Annotated in this window: 8 protein-coding genes; 2 read left to right on the top strand and 6 right to left on the bottom strand. The window is 73.5% G+C overall.

Annotation, left to right across the window (positions count from 1 at the left end; genetic code table 11):
* Positions 1 to 4: 4 nt before the first annotated feature.
* The 3 genes from ACFYPN_RS18325 to ACFYPN_RS18315 all read right to left on the bottom strand — a co-directional run bounded on the left by ACFYPN_RS18325 (position 5) and on the right by ACFYPN_RS18315 (position 3,643).
* The gene (locus ACFYPN_RS18325; RefSeq protein ID WP_389299296.1) at positions 5 to 2,098 is read right to left on the bottom strand and encodes an ATP-binding protein; all 2,094 of its coding nucleotides are present in this window, start codon (positions 2,096 to 2,098) and stop codon (positions 5 to 7) included.
* Positions 2,095 to 2,790, bottom strand: a complete 696-nt coding sequence (locus ACFYPN_RS18320; protein ID WP_358761184.1) for a DUF4255 domain-containing protein — start codon at positions 2,788 to 2,790, stop codon at positions 2,095 to 2,097. Before ACFYPN_RS18320 ends, ACFYPN_RS18325 begins: the two co-directional genes overlap by 4 nt.
* Positions 2,791 to 2,974: 184 nt before the next feature.
* Entirely contained in the window at positions 2,975 to 3,643 is a 669-nt protein-coding gene (locus ACFYPN_RS18315; RefSeq protein WP_358761175.1) for a response regulator transcription factor, read from the bottom strand.
* 215 nt (positions 3,644 to 3,858) lie between these two features.
* On the opposite strand from ACFYPN_RS18315, the gene ACFYPN_RS18310 reads away from it, so the two are divergent.
* Entirely contained in the window at positions 3,859 to 6,672 is a 2,814-nt protein-coding gene (locus ACFYPN_RS18310; protein WP_389299293.1) for a LuxR C-terminal-related transcriptional regulator, read from the top strand.
* A 27-nt stretch (positions 6,673 to 6,699) separates the two neighbouring features.
* On the opposite strand, the gene ACFYPN_RS18305 is transcribed toward ACFYPN_RS18310, so the two are convergent.
* The gene (locus ACFYPN_RS18305) at positions 6,700 to 11,676 is read right to left on the bottom strand and encodes a hypothetical protein (protein WP_389299291.1); all 4,977 of its coding nucleotides are present in this window, start codon (positions 11,674 to 11,676) and stop codon (positions 6,700 to 6,702) included.
* A 579-nt stretch (positions 11,677 to 12,255) separates the two neighbouring features.
* On the opposite strand from ACFYPN_RS18305, the gene ACFYPN_RS18300 reads away from it, so the two are divergent.
* Entirely contained in the window at positions 12,256 to 12,636 is a 381-nt protein-coding gene (locus ACFYPN_RS18300) for a hypothetical protein (RefSeq protein ID WP_389299288.1), read from the top strand.
* Positions 12,637 to 12,646: 10 nt separating this feature from the next.
* Here the strand turns inward: ACFYPN_RS18300 and ACFYPN_RS18295 are convergent, their stop codons facing one another.
* Entirely contained in the window at positions 12,647 to 13,213 is a 567-nt protein-coding gene (locus ACFYPN_RS18295) for a VanZ family protein (RefSeq protein WP_358763026.1), read from the bottom strand.
* Between the two features lie 276 nt (positions 13,214 to 13,489).
* Positions 13,490 to 14,431 carry a YihY/virulence factor BrkB family protein gene (locus tag ACFYPN_RS18290; protein ID WP_389299285.1) on the bottom strand — a complete coding sequence of 314 codons (942 nt, stop codon included), beginning with the start codon at positions 14,429 to 14,431 and terminating at the stop codon, positions 13,490 to 13,492.
* Positions 14,432 to 14,702: the final 271 nt, after the last annotated feature.

Raw genomic sequence — 14,702 nt, 5'->3', positions numbered from 1 at the left:
CGGACTACCAGGTCCCCTCGCCCGGTACCAGCCGCCCGGCCTTGCGGTACTCGCGCCGGGCGCCCTCCAGCAGGTCGGCGGCGGTGACCGTGTCGTCCCGGCCGGCTGCGAGGTAGGCGGCGGTCATCACGGCGCTGCGGATCGAGCCGCCCGCCAGCTCGAAGACCACCGCCACCTGCTTCACGTCGATGCCGTCCGCGCAGGGCACGTGGGACAGGCTGTGCCGCCACAGGGCGAGGCGCTGCTCGACGTCGGGGAAGGGGAAGTCCACGACCAGGTCCAGGCGCCGGGTGAACGCCTCGTCGATGTTGGCGCGCAGATTGGTGGTGAGGAGCGCGATGCCGTCGAAGGACTCCAGGCGCTGGAGCAGGTAGGAGCTCTCCATGTTGGCGTACTTGTCGTGGGCGTCCTTGACCTCGGACCGCTTGCCGAAGACGGCGTCGGCCTCGTCGAAGAGGAGCACGGCGTCGGTGCGGTCCGCCTCGGTGAAGATGCGTTCGAGGTTCTTCTCGGTCTCACCGACGTATTTGTCGACCACCGACGACAGCTGGACCGTGTAGAGGTCGAGGCCGAGTTCGGCCGCGACGACCTCGGCCGCCAGGGTCTTTCCGGTGCCCGAGGCGCCGGCGAACAGCCCGAGGACACCCCGGCCGCGGCCGCCGCCCGCGCTCAGCCGCCACTCACCGAGGACCCGGTCGCGGTGGCGCGCGCGCAGGGCGAGTTCCCGCAGTTCGCCGAGCGGGCCGGGGGGCAGCACCAGGTCCCGCCAGTCGACGTCGGGCCGGATGCGGCGGGCGTGCTGTTCGAGACCGGAGGCGGACTGCTGGCGTGCGGCGAGCCGCAGGTGGGCGGGGGCGAGCGGGACCCCGTCGAAGGCCGCCAGGCCCTGGGCCGCGCGGGCGGCGCGGACGATGTGCTCACCGGCCAGGTGGTAGGGGGCGACGGTCGCGGCCAGGTCGAAGCCGGGCTCCTCGCCGAGCGCCGCCGACCAGGCGCCGACCGCGCCGACGCCCCGACGCGGTGCCTCCAGGACGAGCGGGTCCGTGTCGCACCACTCGGGGTCGTACGGACGCGGCCCGGTGATCAGCACGGTGATGTCGCGGGCCTCGGCCAACTGCCGTACCAGCGACTCGGGTTTGTCGGGCAGCCCTTGCACGACCACCGCGCGCCCGGTCAGCCGGGCCTCGCGCAGCAGGCCGGGGACACGGTCCTCGGGTCCGGTGAACCGCAGGGCCGGGCGGCCCGCGGCGCGCAGCGCGGCGGCGACGGAGGACAGGCCGTCGCCCTCACGCCGTTCGCGGACGTAGGCGGTGACCGGCGGACCGGCGGCGAGCCGGGCGGCCAGCCGGTGCACGAAGCGGCCGGGCCCGTCGTCCGGGAGGGGCTCGTGTCCGTCGTAGGCCCCGTGCCCGCCGAACGCGCCGTCGCCGCCGAACGCGCCGTGCCCGCCGAACGCCACGTGCTCCTCGTACGGTTCGGCGGCCTCGTCCAGCGGGTGGAGGTGTCCGGTGAGGGACGCGTCCGGGGAGTCGTCGCCGAGGAGATGCGCCACCAGCCGGTCCGGCACGCGCAACGAGCGGCTCAGGAAGGGGCGTTCGGGCTCCTCCACGTCGAGCAGCCCGAGCGCGCGCAGCGGCGCCGCCGGGTGCATCCGGGCGCGCGCGGAGGCGAGGTGTACGGGGATGCCGCACAGGTCGAAGGCGAGCGCGACGGTGGCCCGGCGCCGTCCGACGTCGTCGTTCAGGTAGCCGTAGAGCGACTCGAAGCTCCGGTCCAGGTCGGGGGCGAGCGCGACGAGGAGGACGAGGGCGTCGAGTCCGGTCAGGCCGAACCGGCCGGCGAGGTCGCTCAGGCGGTCGTCGTAGAGGTCGGCCGGCTCGGCCACGTCGAGCCGTACGGGCTCCGTGGGGCGCAGCAGGCGCCGTACCGCGTCCTGTGAGATGTACAGGCCGCGCAGCGGGTCGGACGCCGTGGGGTCGTCGGCGGAGCGGTACTCGACCAGCAGCGCCGCGCGCTCGCGCAGTTCGGCGAGGCGGGCGAGGAGGGACTCGGCGTGGACTGGGTCGGCCGCCGGGTGGGGCGGGGTCCGTACGGTCATGTCCGCTTGCCCGTGGTCCGGTTGCGCCGGGCCACTTTCCTGGCCTCCTGGGCGGCCGCCACCTGGTGGTCCCGGTGGGCGCGTTCCGGCGCCTCGGCCGGGGTGCCGCCCATGGTGCCGTCCAGGGAGCCCACGCGGACGGCGGCGCCCTCGGTGACGGGCGGGCCGGCGTCGTACTCGGGGTAGGCCGGGAAGGGGGCGGTGATCACCAGGTCGAGGGAGGGCTTGAGTTCGCCGCCGAGCGCGGACCAGATCTCCGCGAGCGAGCGGGCCTCGGTCTGGATGCCCGCCACCGAGAGCGGCACGGTCATGCCCAACGCGCCCAGCGAACCCGGAAGTTCCGACGGCGCGATGAGTTCGCGCGGGATGAGGGTGGCCAGCGCGGCGGAGAGCAGCCGGTGTTCGTCCTGGGGCTGCTTCGTCCAGGCCGTCACCAGGTACGACAGCCGGAACCAGCGCGGCGGTTGGCGGCGCTTGACGACCACGTCCCGCTCGTCGAAGACGGGTACCTGTCCCCGTTGGCGGCGGTTGATGTCCTCGCGGATGTCGTACAGATAGGCGTTGATGGTGGGCGCGTTGCGGCGGGCGGCCCAGTCCCGGGTGGGTGCGTCGAAGGCGATGTCGATGCCCGATCCGCTCAACGCCCCTCCGCTGAGCAGGTTCTTGAGGACCTCGTCCACTTCGTGGATCACCGTCGTGCTCCCGCCCTGCCGTTCCCGGCCCCGCGTGTCGTCCATGCCGCCGTGCTCGCCACCGTGGTCGCCCCGGCCGCCGCGGACGATCCTGCCTCCCCCACCGCCCGTCCCCGCAGTCGCGCCGGGACGACGATCGGGCAGGCCGCACCGCCCGGAGGGGCGGCTCGATTTGCCCTTCCGGTCAGATGTAGCCTTCCCTCAAGGCCTGAGCCACGGCGTGCGCCCGGTTGCGGAGGTGCAGTCGGGTGGTCAACCCGTGCAGGACGTTCTTGACCGTGCGTTCGGAGTAGGACAGCTTCTTGGCGATCTCTCCGGTGTCGAACCCCTCGGCCACGAGCCGCAGCACATCGACCTCACGCGACGTCAGTCCCGGGGCGGGCGTGCCCGATCGGCCCGCCGCGTGGCGGTGCAGCGAACCGACCTGGGTGATCAGCCGTCCGAGCAGGTCCGACGGCAGGTCGCCGTCGCCGCGGTCGGCCGCGCGGACCGCCTGTACGAGCCGGGTGGCGGTGGCCTCGTGGCGCCACACGATGGCGCCGACGCCGCACTCGATCACGTCGAGCAGCTCGGCCTCCCGCAGCGCGCCCACGACGAGCGCCGCCCGCGCGCCCTCACCGCGCACCAGGCGGCGGAGCCGGGTCAGCACCGCCTCGTCGAGTGCGTCCTCGATGAGCAAGAGCACCATGCCGGGGCCGGATTCGCCCTCGTCGCGGAGGTCGATCTCCGGGTACCGGCGCAGCTGGCTGCGTACTCCCTCGATCGAGATCGGGTCCCGGGCGTGCACCGCGACCCGTATCCGGTCCACGGGCTCGGCCGGGCCGGGCTGTGTGGTGCGCGTGGCGCTGAGCAACCGACTTCCCCCATGTACGCGTGCGTGCCACCGGGGTCCGGCAGGTGGCGGGTCCGCGTTCTCCACATTCGTGGAAGGGCCGGAGGGCCGGCAATCGTGGAACACCACGAGCGGCACCACGAGATCGGCGGTCGTCGAGGGCCGTGAGGGCACTCCTCGCGGTGCCCTTCGCGGGCACGGCGCCGCCTACTCCACCGTCACAAGGAGGGGACAGAATGTCCGGACCCTACAGTGAGCAACCGCGCGAGCACAGGGGTGCGACCGAACTTCTCGCGACCGGTGCCGCGCGCGCCCGTGCGGGGCACGGCGGTCTGGTGCTGCTGCGCGGGGCCACCGGCACGGGCCGGACCACCGTCCTGGAGGCCGCCGTCGAGGCCGCCACCGGGCACGGGATGCGGGTGCTGCGGGCCCGTTGCTCGCCCGATGACGCCTCCGTCCCCTTCGCCGCCGTCCTCCAGCTCCTGCGGTCCGGGGCGGAGACGCGGGCGCCGTGCGGGGCGGAAGGCGGCTCCACCGACGAGCGCGAACACGGCGACCGGCTGCGGCGGTCGCTGCTGGCCCACGCCCGGGAGTCCCCGCTCCTCGTGGCCGTGGACGACGTGCACCTCGCCGACGCGCCCTCCCACCGGTGGCTGGTGGAGACCGCCCGGCACGTGGACCGGCTCCGGCTGCCGGTGCTGCTGGCCGTCACCGAACGCGTCCAGTACGACGTGGACCCGCCCGCACCGGGCTTCGCCCGCGGCCTCTCCCCCGCCCTCGTCCGCGCCCACACCCTCGCCCCGCCCACCGCGGAGTCGGCGGCCGACGTGGTGCGCGCGCTCTTCCCCTCTGCCCCCGGGCCGTGGGTCGAGGCGTGTACCCGGGCCGGTGCGGCGAGCCCGCTGCTGCTGCACGCCCTCCTGGACGACCTGGACGCCTCCGGGGACCTCCCCGCCTTCCCCGAGAGTGCCGCCGCGCTCTACCCGGGGGCGTACGCGGCGGCCGTGTCGTGGTGGCTGGAGAACGCCGGGGCGGGCACCGCTGAGGTGGCGCGCATCCTGGCGGCCCTGGACGAAGAACCGGACCGGGGACCCTCCGTACGCCCCGAACCGTCCGGCGGGGACCGGGCCGCCCACGATCCGGGCCGGGTCGGCGCCCGGCTGCTCGCCGAGCTGTCGGGCGCCGACCCGGCCCGGGTGGCGGGGTGGCTCACCGCGATGACCGGACTGGGCTTACTGCGCGCCGGCAACGACGCCCGGCCCCGCTACGCCCACCCGTTGCTGCGGGACGCGGTCCTCGCCTGCGTCCCCGCGACCCGGCGGTACGCGGTCCGCGGGGCGGCGGCCGCGGCCAGCCTGCGCTGGGGCGCGCCCGCCGAGACGGTCGCCGGGCACCTGATGCTCTCCGGTCCGGTGGGCGAACCCTGGGTCCCGGTCGTGCTGCACGGCGCCACCTCGCTGGCCCTGGGCGCCGGACGGACCGGTGACGCCGTCGCGTACCTCCGTCGCGCCCTGGACGAACCGCTCCCTCCCGAGGACCGGCAGCGGCTGCTCACCGAGCTGGGCTCCCTGGAGTACGCGGGCTCCCAGTCCTCGGCCGCGATACCCCGGTTCGCCGAGGCGCTCGCGCTGGCGGGCACGCCGCGCGACCGGGTCAGCGCGGCCGTCGCCCTGGGCACCGCGCTCGCCGACCGGGGCAGCACCCGCGCCGCCCTGGAGGTGCTGCGCAACGCCGACGGTCAGCTCGCCGGCCACCCCGGCCTGGCGAGCACCCTGCAGAGTGCGACCGTGCTCCTGTCCGACCAGGACAAGACGGTCCGCCGCGAGGTCTACCGGTGGCTGCGCGACGCCGCCGAACGCACCCCGGAGCTGGTCAGCCCGGCCGCCCAGGCCCTGCTCGTTCGGTACGCGGCCACCGCCGGGCTGACCTCGGCGGAAGAGGCGATGAGGAAGGTGCGCGTCCTGCTCGCCGAGCCGTCCGACCCGCTTGCCGAACCGTTCCTGCTGGGCGCGGCGGCCACCGTGGCCCAGTGGGCCGACGAACTCGACGAGGCCGAGGAGCTGGTCGACCGCGGCCTGGCCGGCCACCACCCCCACCTGCCGCACCCCATGCACGTGGCGCTGCTCCACGTCCGCGCCGACATCGCGGCCGCCCGGGGTGACTTCACCGGGCTGCCGGAAGAGCCGCCCGCCTTCGACGCCACCGGGCTCACCCCCGCGTACGCCCACGTGCTGACCGGGCTCGTGGAGGCAGGCCGCACGGCTGAGGCACGACGGCTCTCGGACGCCTTCGACCTGCGGGAGGCGCCCGACTCCTGGGGCCGCAACCGGCTCCTCTACGCGCGAGGGTTCCTGCGCGCCTCGGACGGAGATCCGGCGGGGGCACTGCACGACTTCCTGGAGTGCGGACGCCGCCAGAGCGAACGCCAGGTGGTCAGCCCGGTCGTCACCCCCTGGCGCACGGCGGCCGCCCTGTGCTGTCTGGTGCTGGGCAGCCCCGCACAGGCGCTCGCGCTGGCCGAGGAGGAACTGCGTCTGGCCCGCGTCTGGGGCACCGCGCGCCCGGTGGGCCGCGCACTGCGGGTGCTCGGCACGGTCACCGGCGGTCGCCGGGGCCTCACGCTGACCGAGGAGGCCGTACAGCTGCTCCGGGACGCCCCGGCCGCGGTCGAGACGGAGCTGGTCTCCGCGCTGATCGCGCAGGGTGAAGCCCTGACGGCCGCGGGGGAGCGCTCCCACGCCCGCCGGTCCCTGCGCGAGGCGGTCGAGCGCGCCGAACGGCTCGGCGCCGCACGACTGCGCACCCTCGCGGAGCGGTCCCTGCGCGAGAGCGGCGCCCGCCGCACCCCGGCAGCCCGCACCGGCGCGCGCTCCCTCACCGTCAGCGAGCGACGCATCGCCCGCCTGGCCGCCGACGGCCGCACGAACACCGAGATCGCCGACCTGCTGCACCTGGCCCGGCGCACGGTCGAGACCCATCTGACGCATACGTACCGGAAGTTGGGGATACGCCGCCGCGTCGAGCTGCGCGCCTCGCTGGGCGAGGACTGAGGGCGGGACAGCCCTCGGCCGCCGGGCTCAGGAGGCGGGCGGGGGCGGCGCAACCGCTGCGGTGAGACCCACGTAGTCTCCCGGGTCCTGGAGTTCGGCGCCCGCGGAGCGCAGCATGTGCTTGACCATCGGCTCCGGCATCCGGATCACCACCGGCTGTGGCAAGGTCATCTCGCGTACGGCGGTGGTGCTGTGGGTGAGGGCGTGCCCGTCGGTCACCTTCCGTCGCACCCGGTCGGCCGCGGCGCGGCCCCGGTCGGTCACCCGGGCCACCACCTTGACGTCCAGCGTGAACTGGACCAGCACCGACGACATCTTCGGCTTGACCAGTGGCCAGGACCCCGCGGCGTTGCCCGCGGCGCCGGTCGCGCCGGACGAACCGTCCGCGTTGCCCATCAGCTGGTTGAGCCGGAACTCGTCCGCGTTGAGCAGGCCCGCGCCCGCCAGCCCCCGGCCCGCCCGCTTCCGTTCGGCGGACGAAGAGCCGTCGCCCTGGGCCGGGCGGTGTGCTCCGAGGTGGCTCTGCCCCACCGTCTCGAAGGTCATCTGGTCACCGACGCCGAGGACCCGCCCCTGCCGCAGACGGGCGTGGAGGGAGGCCCGCAGGTCCTGCCCCTCCACCCCGGTGGCGTGCACCGGAGGCAGATCCACCCCGGCGGAGGTCAGGGACGGCAGCGCCGCGATCATCCACTCGGTGGAGACCGCCTCGTTCAGTGCGTACGCGGCCGCCTGCCCCTTGCCTCCGAACCGGTCGCCGCCGCCCGCCGCCTTCACGGCGGAGTTGACCAACTCCCGTACGCGCGGCGCACCGTGGAACCCGTTGACCTGGGCCTCCATGGGCAGCCGCACCCCCGCCGCCCGCCAGGCCTCCAGCTGGGGCGGCGGCTGGTTCCGCGGACCGGCGGCGACGGGGGGAGCCACGACGGGGGCGGACACCCGGCCGAGAGCCTCCAGGTCCTTCTCCAGCACCCGGTGGGTCAGCGCCAGGTTCTCCATCCTGGCCAGCGACACACGGCCCCCGGCGCCGAGGAGTTCCAGGCTCGCGGTGATCGGCACCCGCATCCTCGCCGACGGAGCGGACTTGGCCTCGGCGACCATCTTCACGCCCGACTGGCCCCTGCTCGCCTCGCCTTCGCGCTGGGACGACCCGGTCGCGAAGGCGGCCCCGCCCGCGCCACCCATGCTCTTCAGGCCGCCCAGAGTGCCCTCCGGCCTGCCCGAGCCGGCCACGACGGCCTCCGCCCCCTTCGTCACGCCCCGGTCCCGCGCGGTGGCCCGCTGGCCGGAGGCCAGGGTGATGTACTCCATGTCCCGGCCGTCGTCCGCCTTCTCCTGGAACGTGGCGTCCCGCACCCGGTCGACCTTGAACACCGCCCAGTACGGCGTGTTGCGCCCGTCGAACAGCTCCACGGTGACCCCGCCGTCCATCGCTCCGGCCAACAGCGCGGCGGACCCGCTCCGGTCCAGTACCCGCAGCAGCCGCTGCACGTTGTCGTTGCGGTCCTTGAGCTGCTGCCTGGGCAGCAGGTCCTCCGCCAGCCCCTTCCGCGGGCCCGACGCGAGGCTCTCGCGCAACCGCCCCAGCAGGGGAACGAAGTTCGGCAGGTTCTCGATCATGCCGAACCCGAGAGGGAGCCCGCGGCCGAGGACGGGCCCGGTGGGGGCGGCGGTGGGTCGTGCGGCGGGTGCCGCAGGGGATGGTGCGGCGGGTGCGGCGGTGGGCCCGTTCGCGGTGCGTTCAGCGCCGCCCGCCGCTGCCCCGCCCGCCCCTTCCCGGGCCGCCCGCTCGGCGCCCGCCCGGGAGCTCTCCCCGGTCTCCGGGGCCCGCGGACCGGGCGGTGCCGCGGCCGGCTCCTCGTCCAGCCCCGCCTGCCGCCGGATGGCGGGCGGAAGCTGCGCCTCGGTGAGCCAGACCGCGGCCTCCGCCGGCAGGGTCCGGGAGGCACTCTCCACGTACGGGCCGCCGGTGGCGACCATCACCTCGGCCACCATGCTCACCAGCAGGTCGCACTGGACCAGATGGAGCGGGGCCTTCTTCGGGGTATGGGCGTTGCGTTCGACCGTGCCGGAGACGGTGGCGGTCTCGGAGCCACCCCTCGAGGTGGTGCGGAAACCCGAGACCCCCTGACCGGCCCGCCCGCCCGTGAAGTTCTCGGAGACCGTGGACCCGACCTGCACCGTGCTGCTGGTGCCCTGGCCCCGCTGCCCGGAGCTCTGGTGGCCGCCCAGCACGAGGGTCTCCGTACCGGGCCCCTCGCCCCTGTGCAGGAACTTCGGATTGGCCAGCGTGAGCTTGGTGCCGATCGCGCCGTTGAGCGCGGTCAGGCGGCGCTCGTAACGCAGGTCCTTCACCACCCAGCCCGAAGACGTCGCCTGCCGCAGCGACGCGTGGAGCGCCTGCGGACTCAACCGCTCCTCGATCGCCAGCCTCGGCGCGAGCCCCTCGGTCGCCAGGGCGGCGTCCTCGTGCGCCTCCCTGCTCCGGCCGGCGGCCTTCGCCAACAGCGCGAAGGCGAGATCGCGGACGGCACCACCGTCGCCGACGGTCTCCATCAACTGCCAGTCCCGCAGCGCCTTCCCGGTGGAGGGGGCGGGGACGAGCCCGGCCAGGTCGCCGATACCGGTCGGGGCGAACGGCTGCTCCGGCTTGGACGGCCGGGCGGTACGCCGCTCCCTGACCGCGGCCTGCGCGGACTTCTCGGCGGGGTCCAGCGTGAACTCGGCCGGTGTCAGCAGCCTGACGTCCTGCTCGTCCAGACGCAGCCCGCCGATCACCCTCGCCTCCGGCACATGACGGCCCGGAGAGCCCGGCGCGAGGGCGCGGGCGAGCTTGCGCGGCCTCGATGTCATGGAGATGTCCACGTCGAGCCGCAGCCCCGCGCCGAAGACGGCGGCGGTCTCGGAACCGTTGGTGAGGGTGTCGGTACGCGTGGTGGGGCCCGCCTGGTTGCGGCGCGTACCGGACCGGTGCCGCTCGTAGCGGGCCGAGGCGGTCAGCACGCCGGGGACCACCCGGGCCTGTCCGAGGACGAGCCCGCCGATCGACCGCGCACTGCTGCGCCCGCTCTGCGCGCTGCTGGTGACCCCCGAGTGGCTGCGCACCATCCAGTCCTCGGTGTCGCCGAGATAGCGGGTGTCGCTGAGCATGCCCTTGACCCGTACCAGCACGTCGTGGGCGTGCATCGTGGTCTTGCGGCGCAGGCGTACCGGGATGCCGGTGGAGAGCAATTGGACCTTGTTGGCCTTGAGGTTGGTCTCCGAGAGGGCTGCCACCAGCGTGCGGTAGTTCTCCCGCTGGAGCGCCGACTCCTCCGCAGTGGGGATCTTCGCCGCCCGGCTCTCCCCGAAGGCGGGCAGATACTCGGCAAGCCGCGGATCGGTACCGAACAACTCGGTCACGGCCTGCACCATCGGACGGCTGTCGACCCCGCTCAGGACGACGCTGGAGCCCGTCTCGTACGCGAGGTGGCGCTCGACGTCCCGCTCCACACCGTTCTCGTCGGCCTTCCTCGGCTTCTCGACGAACTCCCCGGCATCCATGCCCGGCGGCAACGGCAGCCCGATGTCCCGCGCCTCGTCGGCCCGCAGGCTCATCCACACCCTCATGGAGTGGGTGGCGGCCGCGAGCCGGGGGTCCAGGACCATCGCGCCCGACCGGGGCCCCGTGCCCTCGGCGGTGAACCGCACGGTCGCCAGGTACAGGGCCTTGTCCCCGCGCACCTCCGCCCCCTGACGGTTCGTCACGGTTTGTTCGTTCTGCGTGAACCGCGCCCTGCGGGCCGTCGCCACCGGCATGGCCGTGCCCCGTACGACAGCCGCGTTGCCGGACACCCCGACGCCGATCGCCGGACCCAGCCCACCCCCGAAGGCCCGCCCCTTGCCCGCGCTCGCCCCGGCCGCGTGCTGGGTCTGCTGGTGGGTCCGCAACTGGGTCTTGCCGGTGCTCCAAGCGGGCGAGACACCGGTGATCTCGGCCCGCATGCGGTAACTGGCCGCCGTCTGGCCGTCCTTGGCCTGGAGATCCTCGCCGACGACACCGTCTCCGAGCAGCCGGGGCAGATCCTCCAGCACGGTCGCCGTCGACGTCGCCTCGTACAGCCGCGCACGGCCGGGCGCACCCTCGGCGGTGACCGACGGGTGCAGCACGGAGGCGACCGTGTCGAACAGTCCGCCACCGCCCCGGTGCGGGGCCGCCGTGTCCGCCACGCCGACCGGAGCCATGGAGTCGGCGAGCCGGACCCGTCGGGCCGTCTCCGGCCGGATGGCCTCCGGCGCCCGCGGTGCCACGGTGCCGGCCGGCACCAGATGCTCGGTGGGCACCCGCTGGGTGAGCGTTCCGGCGCCCTGGAAGCTCTGCTGCTCCTGCGTACCACTCCGTACCACCCGTACGCCGTACCGCACCCTGCGCACCACCTCGACCGAACCCTTGTCGCTGCGCAGGACGCGCGGCTCCGCCACGGTCCGCTGGCTGCGGGACTCACGGGAGGACTGCCAGGGCTGCGCGTTGCCGGTGGCGGCACCGCCGACGAACAGGCCCGGCAGGACGGGCGCGAGCGCGAAGGCCATGCCTCCCAGACCCTTGCTGGACGACGAACCCGCCGTACTGCCCACGGTGGCGACCGAGTTGTGCTGGACGTCGACCTTGGTGTCCTTGCCCTCCGCCTCGTCCAGTTCGGCCACCGGCGCCCCGTTCGGATCGGGCGGCCGCTCGGCCAGGTCCTTCTTGGGGTGGAAGACGGGCGGCCGTTCACCGGGAGCCGGGGAGACGGTGATCGTGACGTCGAACCACTCCTTGCCCTTGGCTCCCTGGACCGCGAAGGCGCGCCCCTGCCCGAAGAACGACTCCGGCCGCCCGGCCAGCTCCTCGGCGATCTCGCCGACGGTGCCCTCTCCGTGCCCGACCACCGCAGCGACCGCGTGTCTGACGAACTCGTGCCCGGTCAGCCCGTACACCGGCGACAGCCCGGCCGCCTCCAGCGTCATCAGATACGGCGGCAGAACCATCCCGGCCTGCCCCGATGTCTCCGGGGCGGGCACCGTCACGGGGGCCGGGACGGGCGCGGGGGCAGAAGCGGGAGCCGAGGCGGACCGGGGCCGCCCCGCCCGCGCGCCCCGCACCATCGCCACCGCCGCCGCGTTCCCCGCGGCGCGCTGAACGCCGAGCAACGGGCTGATCGCCGGCCCGGACGTGGCCGGCCCGGCTGTCGATGGCCCTGTTGTGGAAGGCCCGGCCACGGACGGCCCTGCCACGGACGGTCCTGCCGCCGATGGCCCGACCGTCGACCGCACCCGGGGCGCCTGCTGGGGGGCCTCGGTCCTGCCGTCACCTGACTGCTGCCGTGTCCGCACGGGATCACCGTAATGAAGCCCGCCCCGCCCCGGACGCCGCTGACCTGCACAGCTCCGACTCGCCGCACCCTGCACACCGCGGGTTCATCTCCCGTACCCCGGAGGGCCGTTCGGCCCGCTGTGGCGGACCGCAGCGGGGTGTCCGCGGCGGTACGCCGACGAGGTTCGGCCGCCGGTCCGGGACGGTCGCCGCCCTGGCCACCGAGCGGGTGCAGGGCCATCCGTGGGGAGCGCGTGGCCGCTGCCGACGTCAGGCGGCGTGTGGTCGCCGCGCGCGTCGAGTTCTGGATCGGTCAGCGCATGGCGTTGACGTACCAGCTCCCCGTCGACGCCACCGACACCAGCGCCCGCGCCCGCGCCCGCGCTGCGAACGGAATCACCGTCGCGCCGACTACCCCGGAAACCTTCCCCCGCCGCACCCGGGTCTCGGTCGCAGCCGGTGTCCGGGCCATGGCCGCTTCATCGATCGACGTCGGCGGGTCGGGCGGCCCGGGTGGCGCGAGCATCACCACTGACGTCCATGGCGGCGGACCGGCACAGCCGCAGCCGCCCTGCACGCCGACAGCGTCAACACCGCGCGACGACACCTCACCTGCGGGAGAGGGCCGCCGCTGAAAAGGCTCAGCTATGCCGGTTCCGTATCAGTCAGCGGGTGCCTGCTGGAGCGATGCCACCAGTGGCGGCGTCGGGGATGCACGGCTCGGCCCAACCAGAGGCCGAGCAGCAGATAACCCAGAAGGGCACCTGTGGTGTTGAGCAGAACGTCATCGATGTCGAAGGTCCGCCCGATGATCAGGGCGCCTTGGACGAGTTCCACAAGGAGCATCACGAAGGCGGTGACCACCGCCACCCGGACCAGCCCTCGCGTTCGGGGCACCAACACCGGCAGCAGCACACCGAACGGCACCCCCATCACGATGTTGCCGCCGAGCTGCTTGACCGTGTCGAAGGAAAGGGGCTGACCGAGATAGGCACGGATGGAGTCACCAGGACGCAGATTACTGTGCGTCAACGGCACGGAAGCCGCCGACGGTTCCAGCGTCAGCCGGGCCAGCACCACAGCGAACCCCACCATCGCCCCGAAGGCCAACAACATGGCCAGTACCCGGCCAAGCACAGACATGGGAGGTTTTCCGAACACCCGGTCCCCGGACTTCGTCGCGGTCTTGTCACGCAGGACCCTTCGCGCCATCACAAGCTCCTAGCCACATTGGTTTACTTTTGGACGTTCCGACGTCCGCAACGTGGAGCGGCAGGCGCTACGCGTGGGTCCGTCCCGGTCCGAAGAATGCGGCGACCGGGGCGGGCACGGGTCACCGACGGACCGCTTGAGTGTGTCATGCTCGCAGCCTTTTCCGACCTCCCGAGTGCCGATGTGGATCTTCTGGGCATGCGGCCTGGCGGGACGGGCAGCGGCCGTCAGGCACTGGCTACGCGCTGCCTGACATACGGGGCGCCGCCCTGTTGGTCACCGACGGCGGATTTTAGCCAGTTCGGCGTTGAACTGGGCGCCGGTGAGGAGGGCCAGATTGGACAGCCACAGCCACACCAGGAAGACGATGATCCCGGCGAGCGACCCGTACAGCCGGTTGTAGGTGCCGACGCGCGAAACGTAGAGAGCGAAGCTGGCGGACGCGGCGAGCCACAGGGCCACGGCCAAGGCGTCTCCCACAAGTCTCTGCCGCACCCCACGTGTCCCGTCCGGGCCCGAGCGGAACAGCACCAGCACCAAGATGGCGACCAGGCACAGCAGAAGCGGCCATTTCAGGGCGTTCCAGGCGGTGCCGGCCATGCTGTCCATGCCCACGAGCCGGCCGATGGTGTGGGCCGCTTCGCCGCTCAGGATGAGCACCAGCGCACTGGAAACCAGAAGCGCCAGCAGCACCAGCGCGGTCATCACCAGCCGTGGTGCCGTCCTCCACGCCGGACGCAGGTCCTCAACGCCGTACATGACGTGCAGGGCCCGGCGGAACACCCCCAGATAGCTGGAGGCGGACCACAGAGCACCGATCATGCCGAAGACGGCCAGCGTCCACGCGGCCGTGTGCTGCTCCGCCATGCCCTGCAACGTGCTCTGCATGACGGGGCGGGACTCGGTCGGCACGACAGCGATCACGTTACTGATCAGGTTATCGGTGGTCGAGGCACCGACGATTCCCAACAGCGAGACCGTGACCAGAAGGGTCGGGAAGAGCGCGAGCACCGCGTAGTAGGTGAGGGCGGCAGCGAAGTCGGTCACGTTGTCGTTCCACACCGAGGCGGGGGTCCGGCGCAGCGCGATACCGATGTGCTGCCAGCCCGGCAGGTCGCGTGCGTACGTCAGGGGTGGCAAGGGCGGTGTCGTGGTGACCCGGCCCGTCTCCGAGTGGGGTGCGGCGGGCTCGAGCGAAGGCGTCGGCGAACTGCTCATCAGGCGGGCGTCTCCCTCCTCGCACCATGGGCCGTCGTCGGGCTCCAGTTGGCAGACTTCTCAGCGAGCCGTTCGTACGCACCCCGAACGGCGCGCTTCTCGCGGCAACGCGCGATCTGCCTGGAGATACCGGCGTACCCGCATCTGTTCGTGCCGCAGAACTTATCCACTCCTTCGCCGGACAGCCAACTCCCTCACGGTTCGGCGCTTGACTCCAGAGCTGCTCGGAAAATTGATCGCCGTAGGCTTTACGCTCCCTTTACACGAGTGC

The organism is Streptomyces sp. NPDC005576, from assembly GCF_042871745.1.
Classification (GTDB): domain Bacteria; phylum Actinomycetota; class Actinomycetes; order Streptomycetales; family Streptomycetaceae; genus Streptomyces.
This window is presented reverse-complemented; position numbering and strand designations above follow the sequence as displayed.

Bases quoted from the DNA above. Each gene is read 5' to 3' on its own strand.
- ACFYPN_RS18325 (WP_389299296.1), bottom strand. From the start codon at position 2,098: ATGACCGTACGGACCCCGCCCCACCCGGCGGCCGACCCAGTCCACGCC.
- ACFYPN_RS18310 (WP_389299293.1), top strand. From the start codon at position 3,859: ATGTCCGGACCCTACAGTGAGCAACCGCGCGAGCACAGGGGTGCGACC.
- ACFYPN_RS18305 (WP_389299291.1), bottom strand. From the start codon at position 11,676: ATGGTTCTGCCGCCGTATCTGATGACGCTGGAGGCGGCCGGGCTGTCG.
- ACFYPN_RS18295 (WP_358763026.1), bottom strand. From the start codon at position 13,213: ATGGCGCGAAGGGTCCTGCGTGACAAGACCGCGACGAAGTCCGGGGAC.
- ACFYPN_RS18290 (WP_389299285.1), bottom strand. From the start codon at position 14,431: ATGAGCAGTTCGCCGACGCCTTCGCTCGAGCCCGCCGCACCCCACTCG.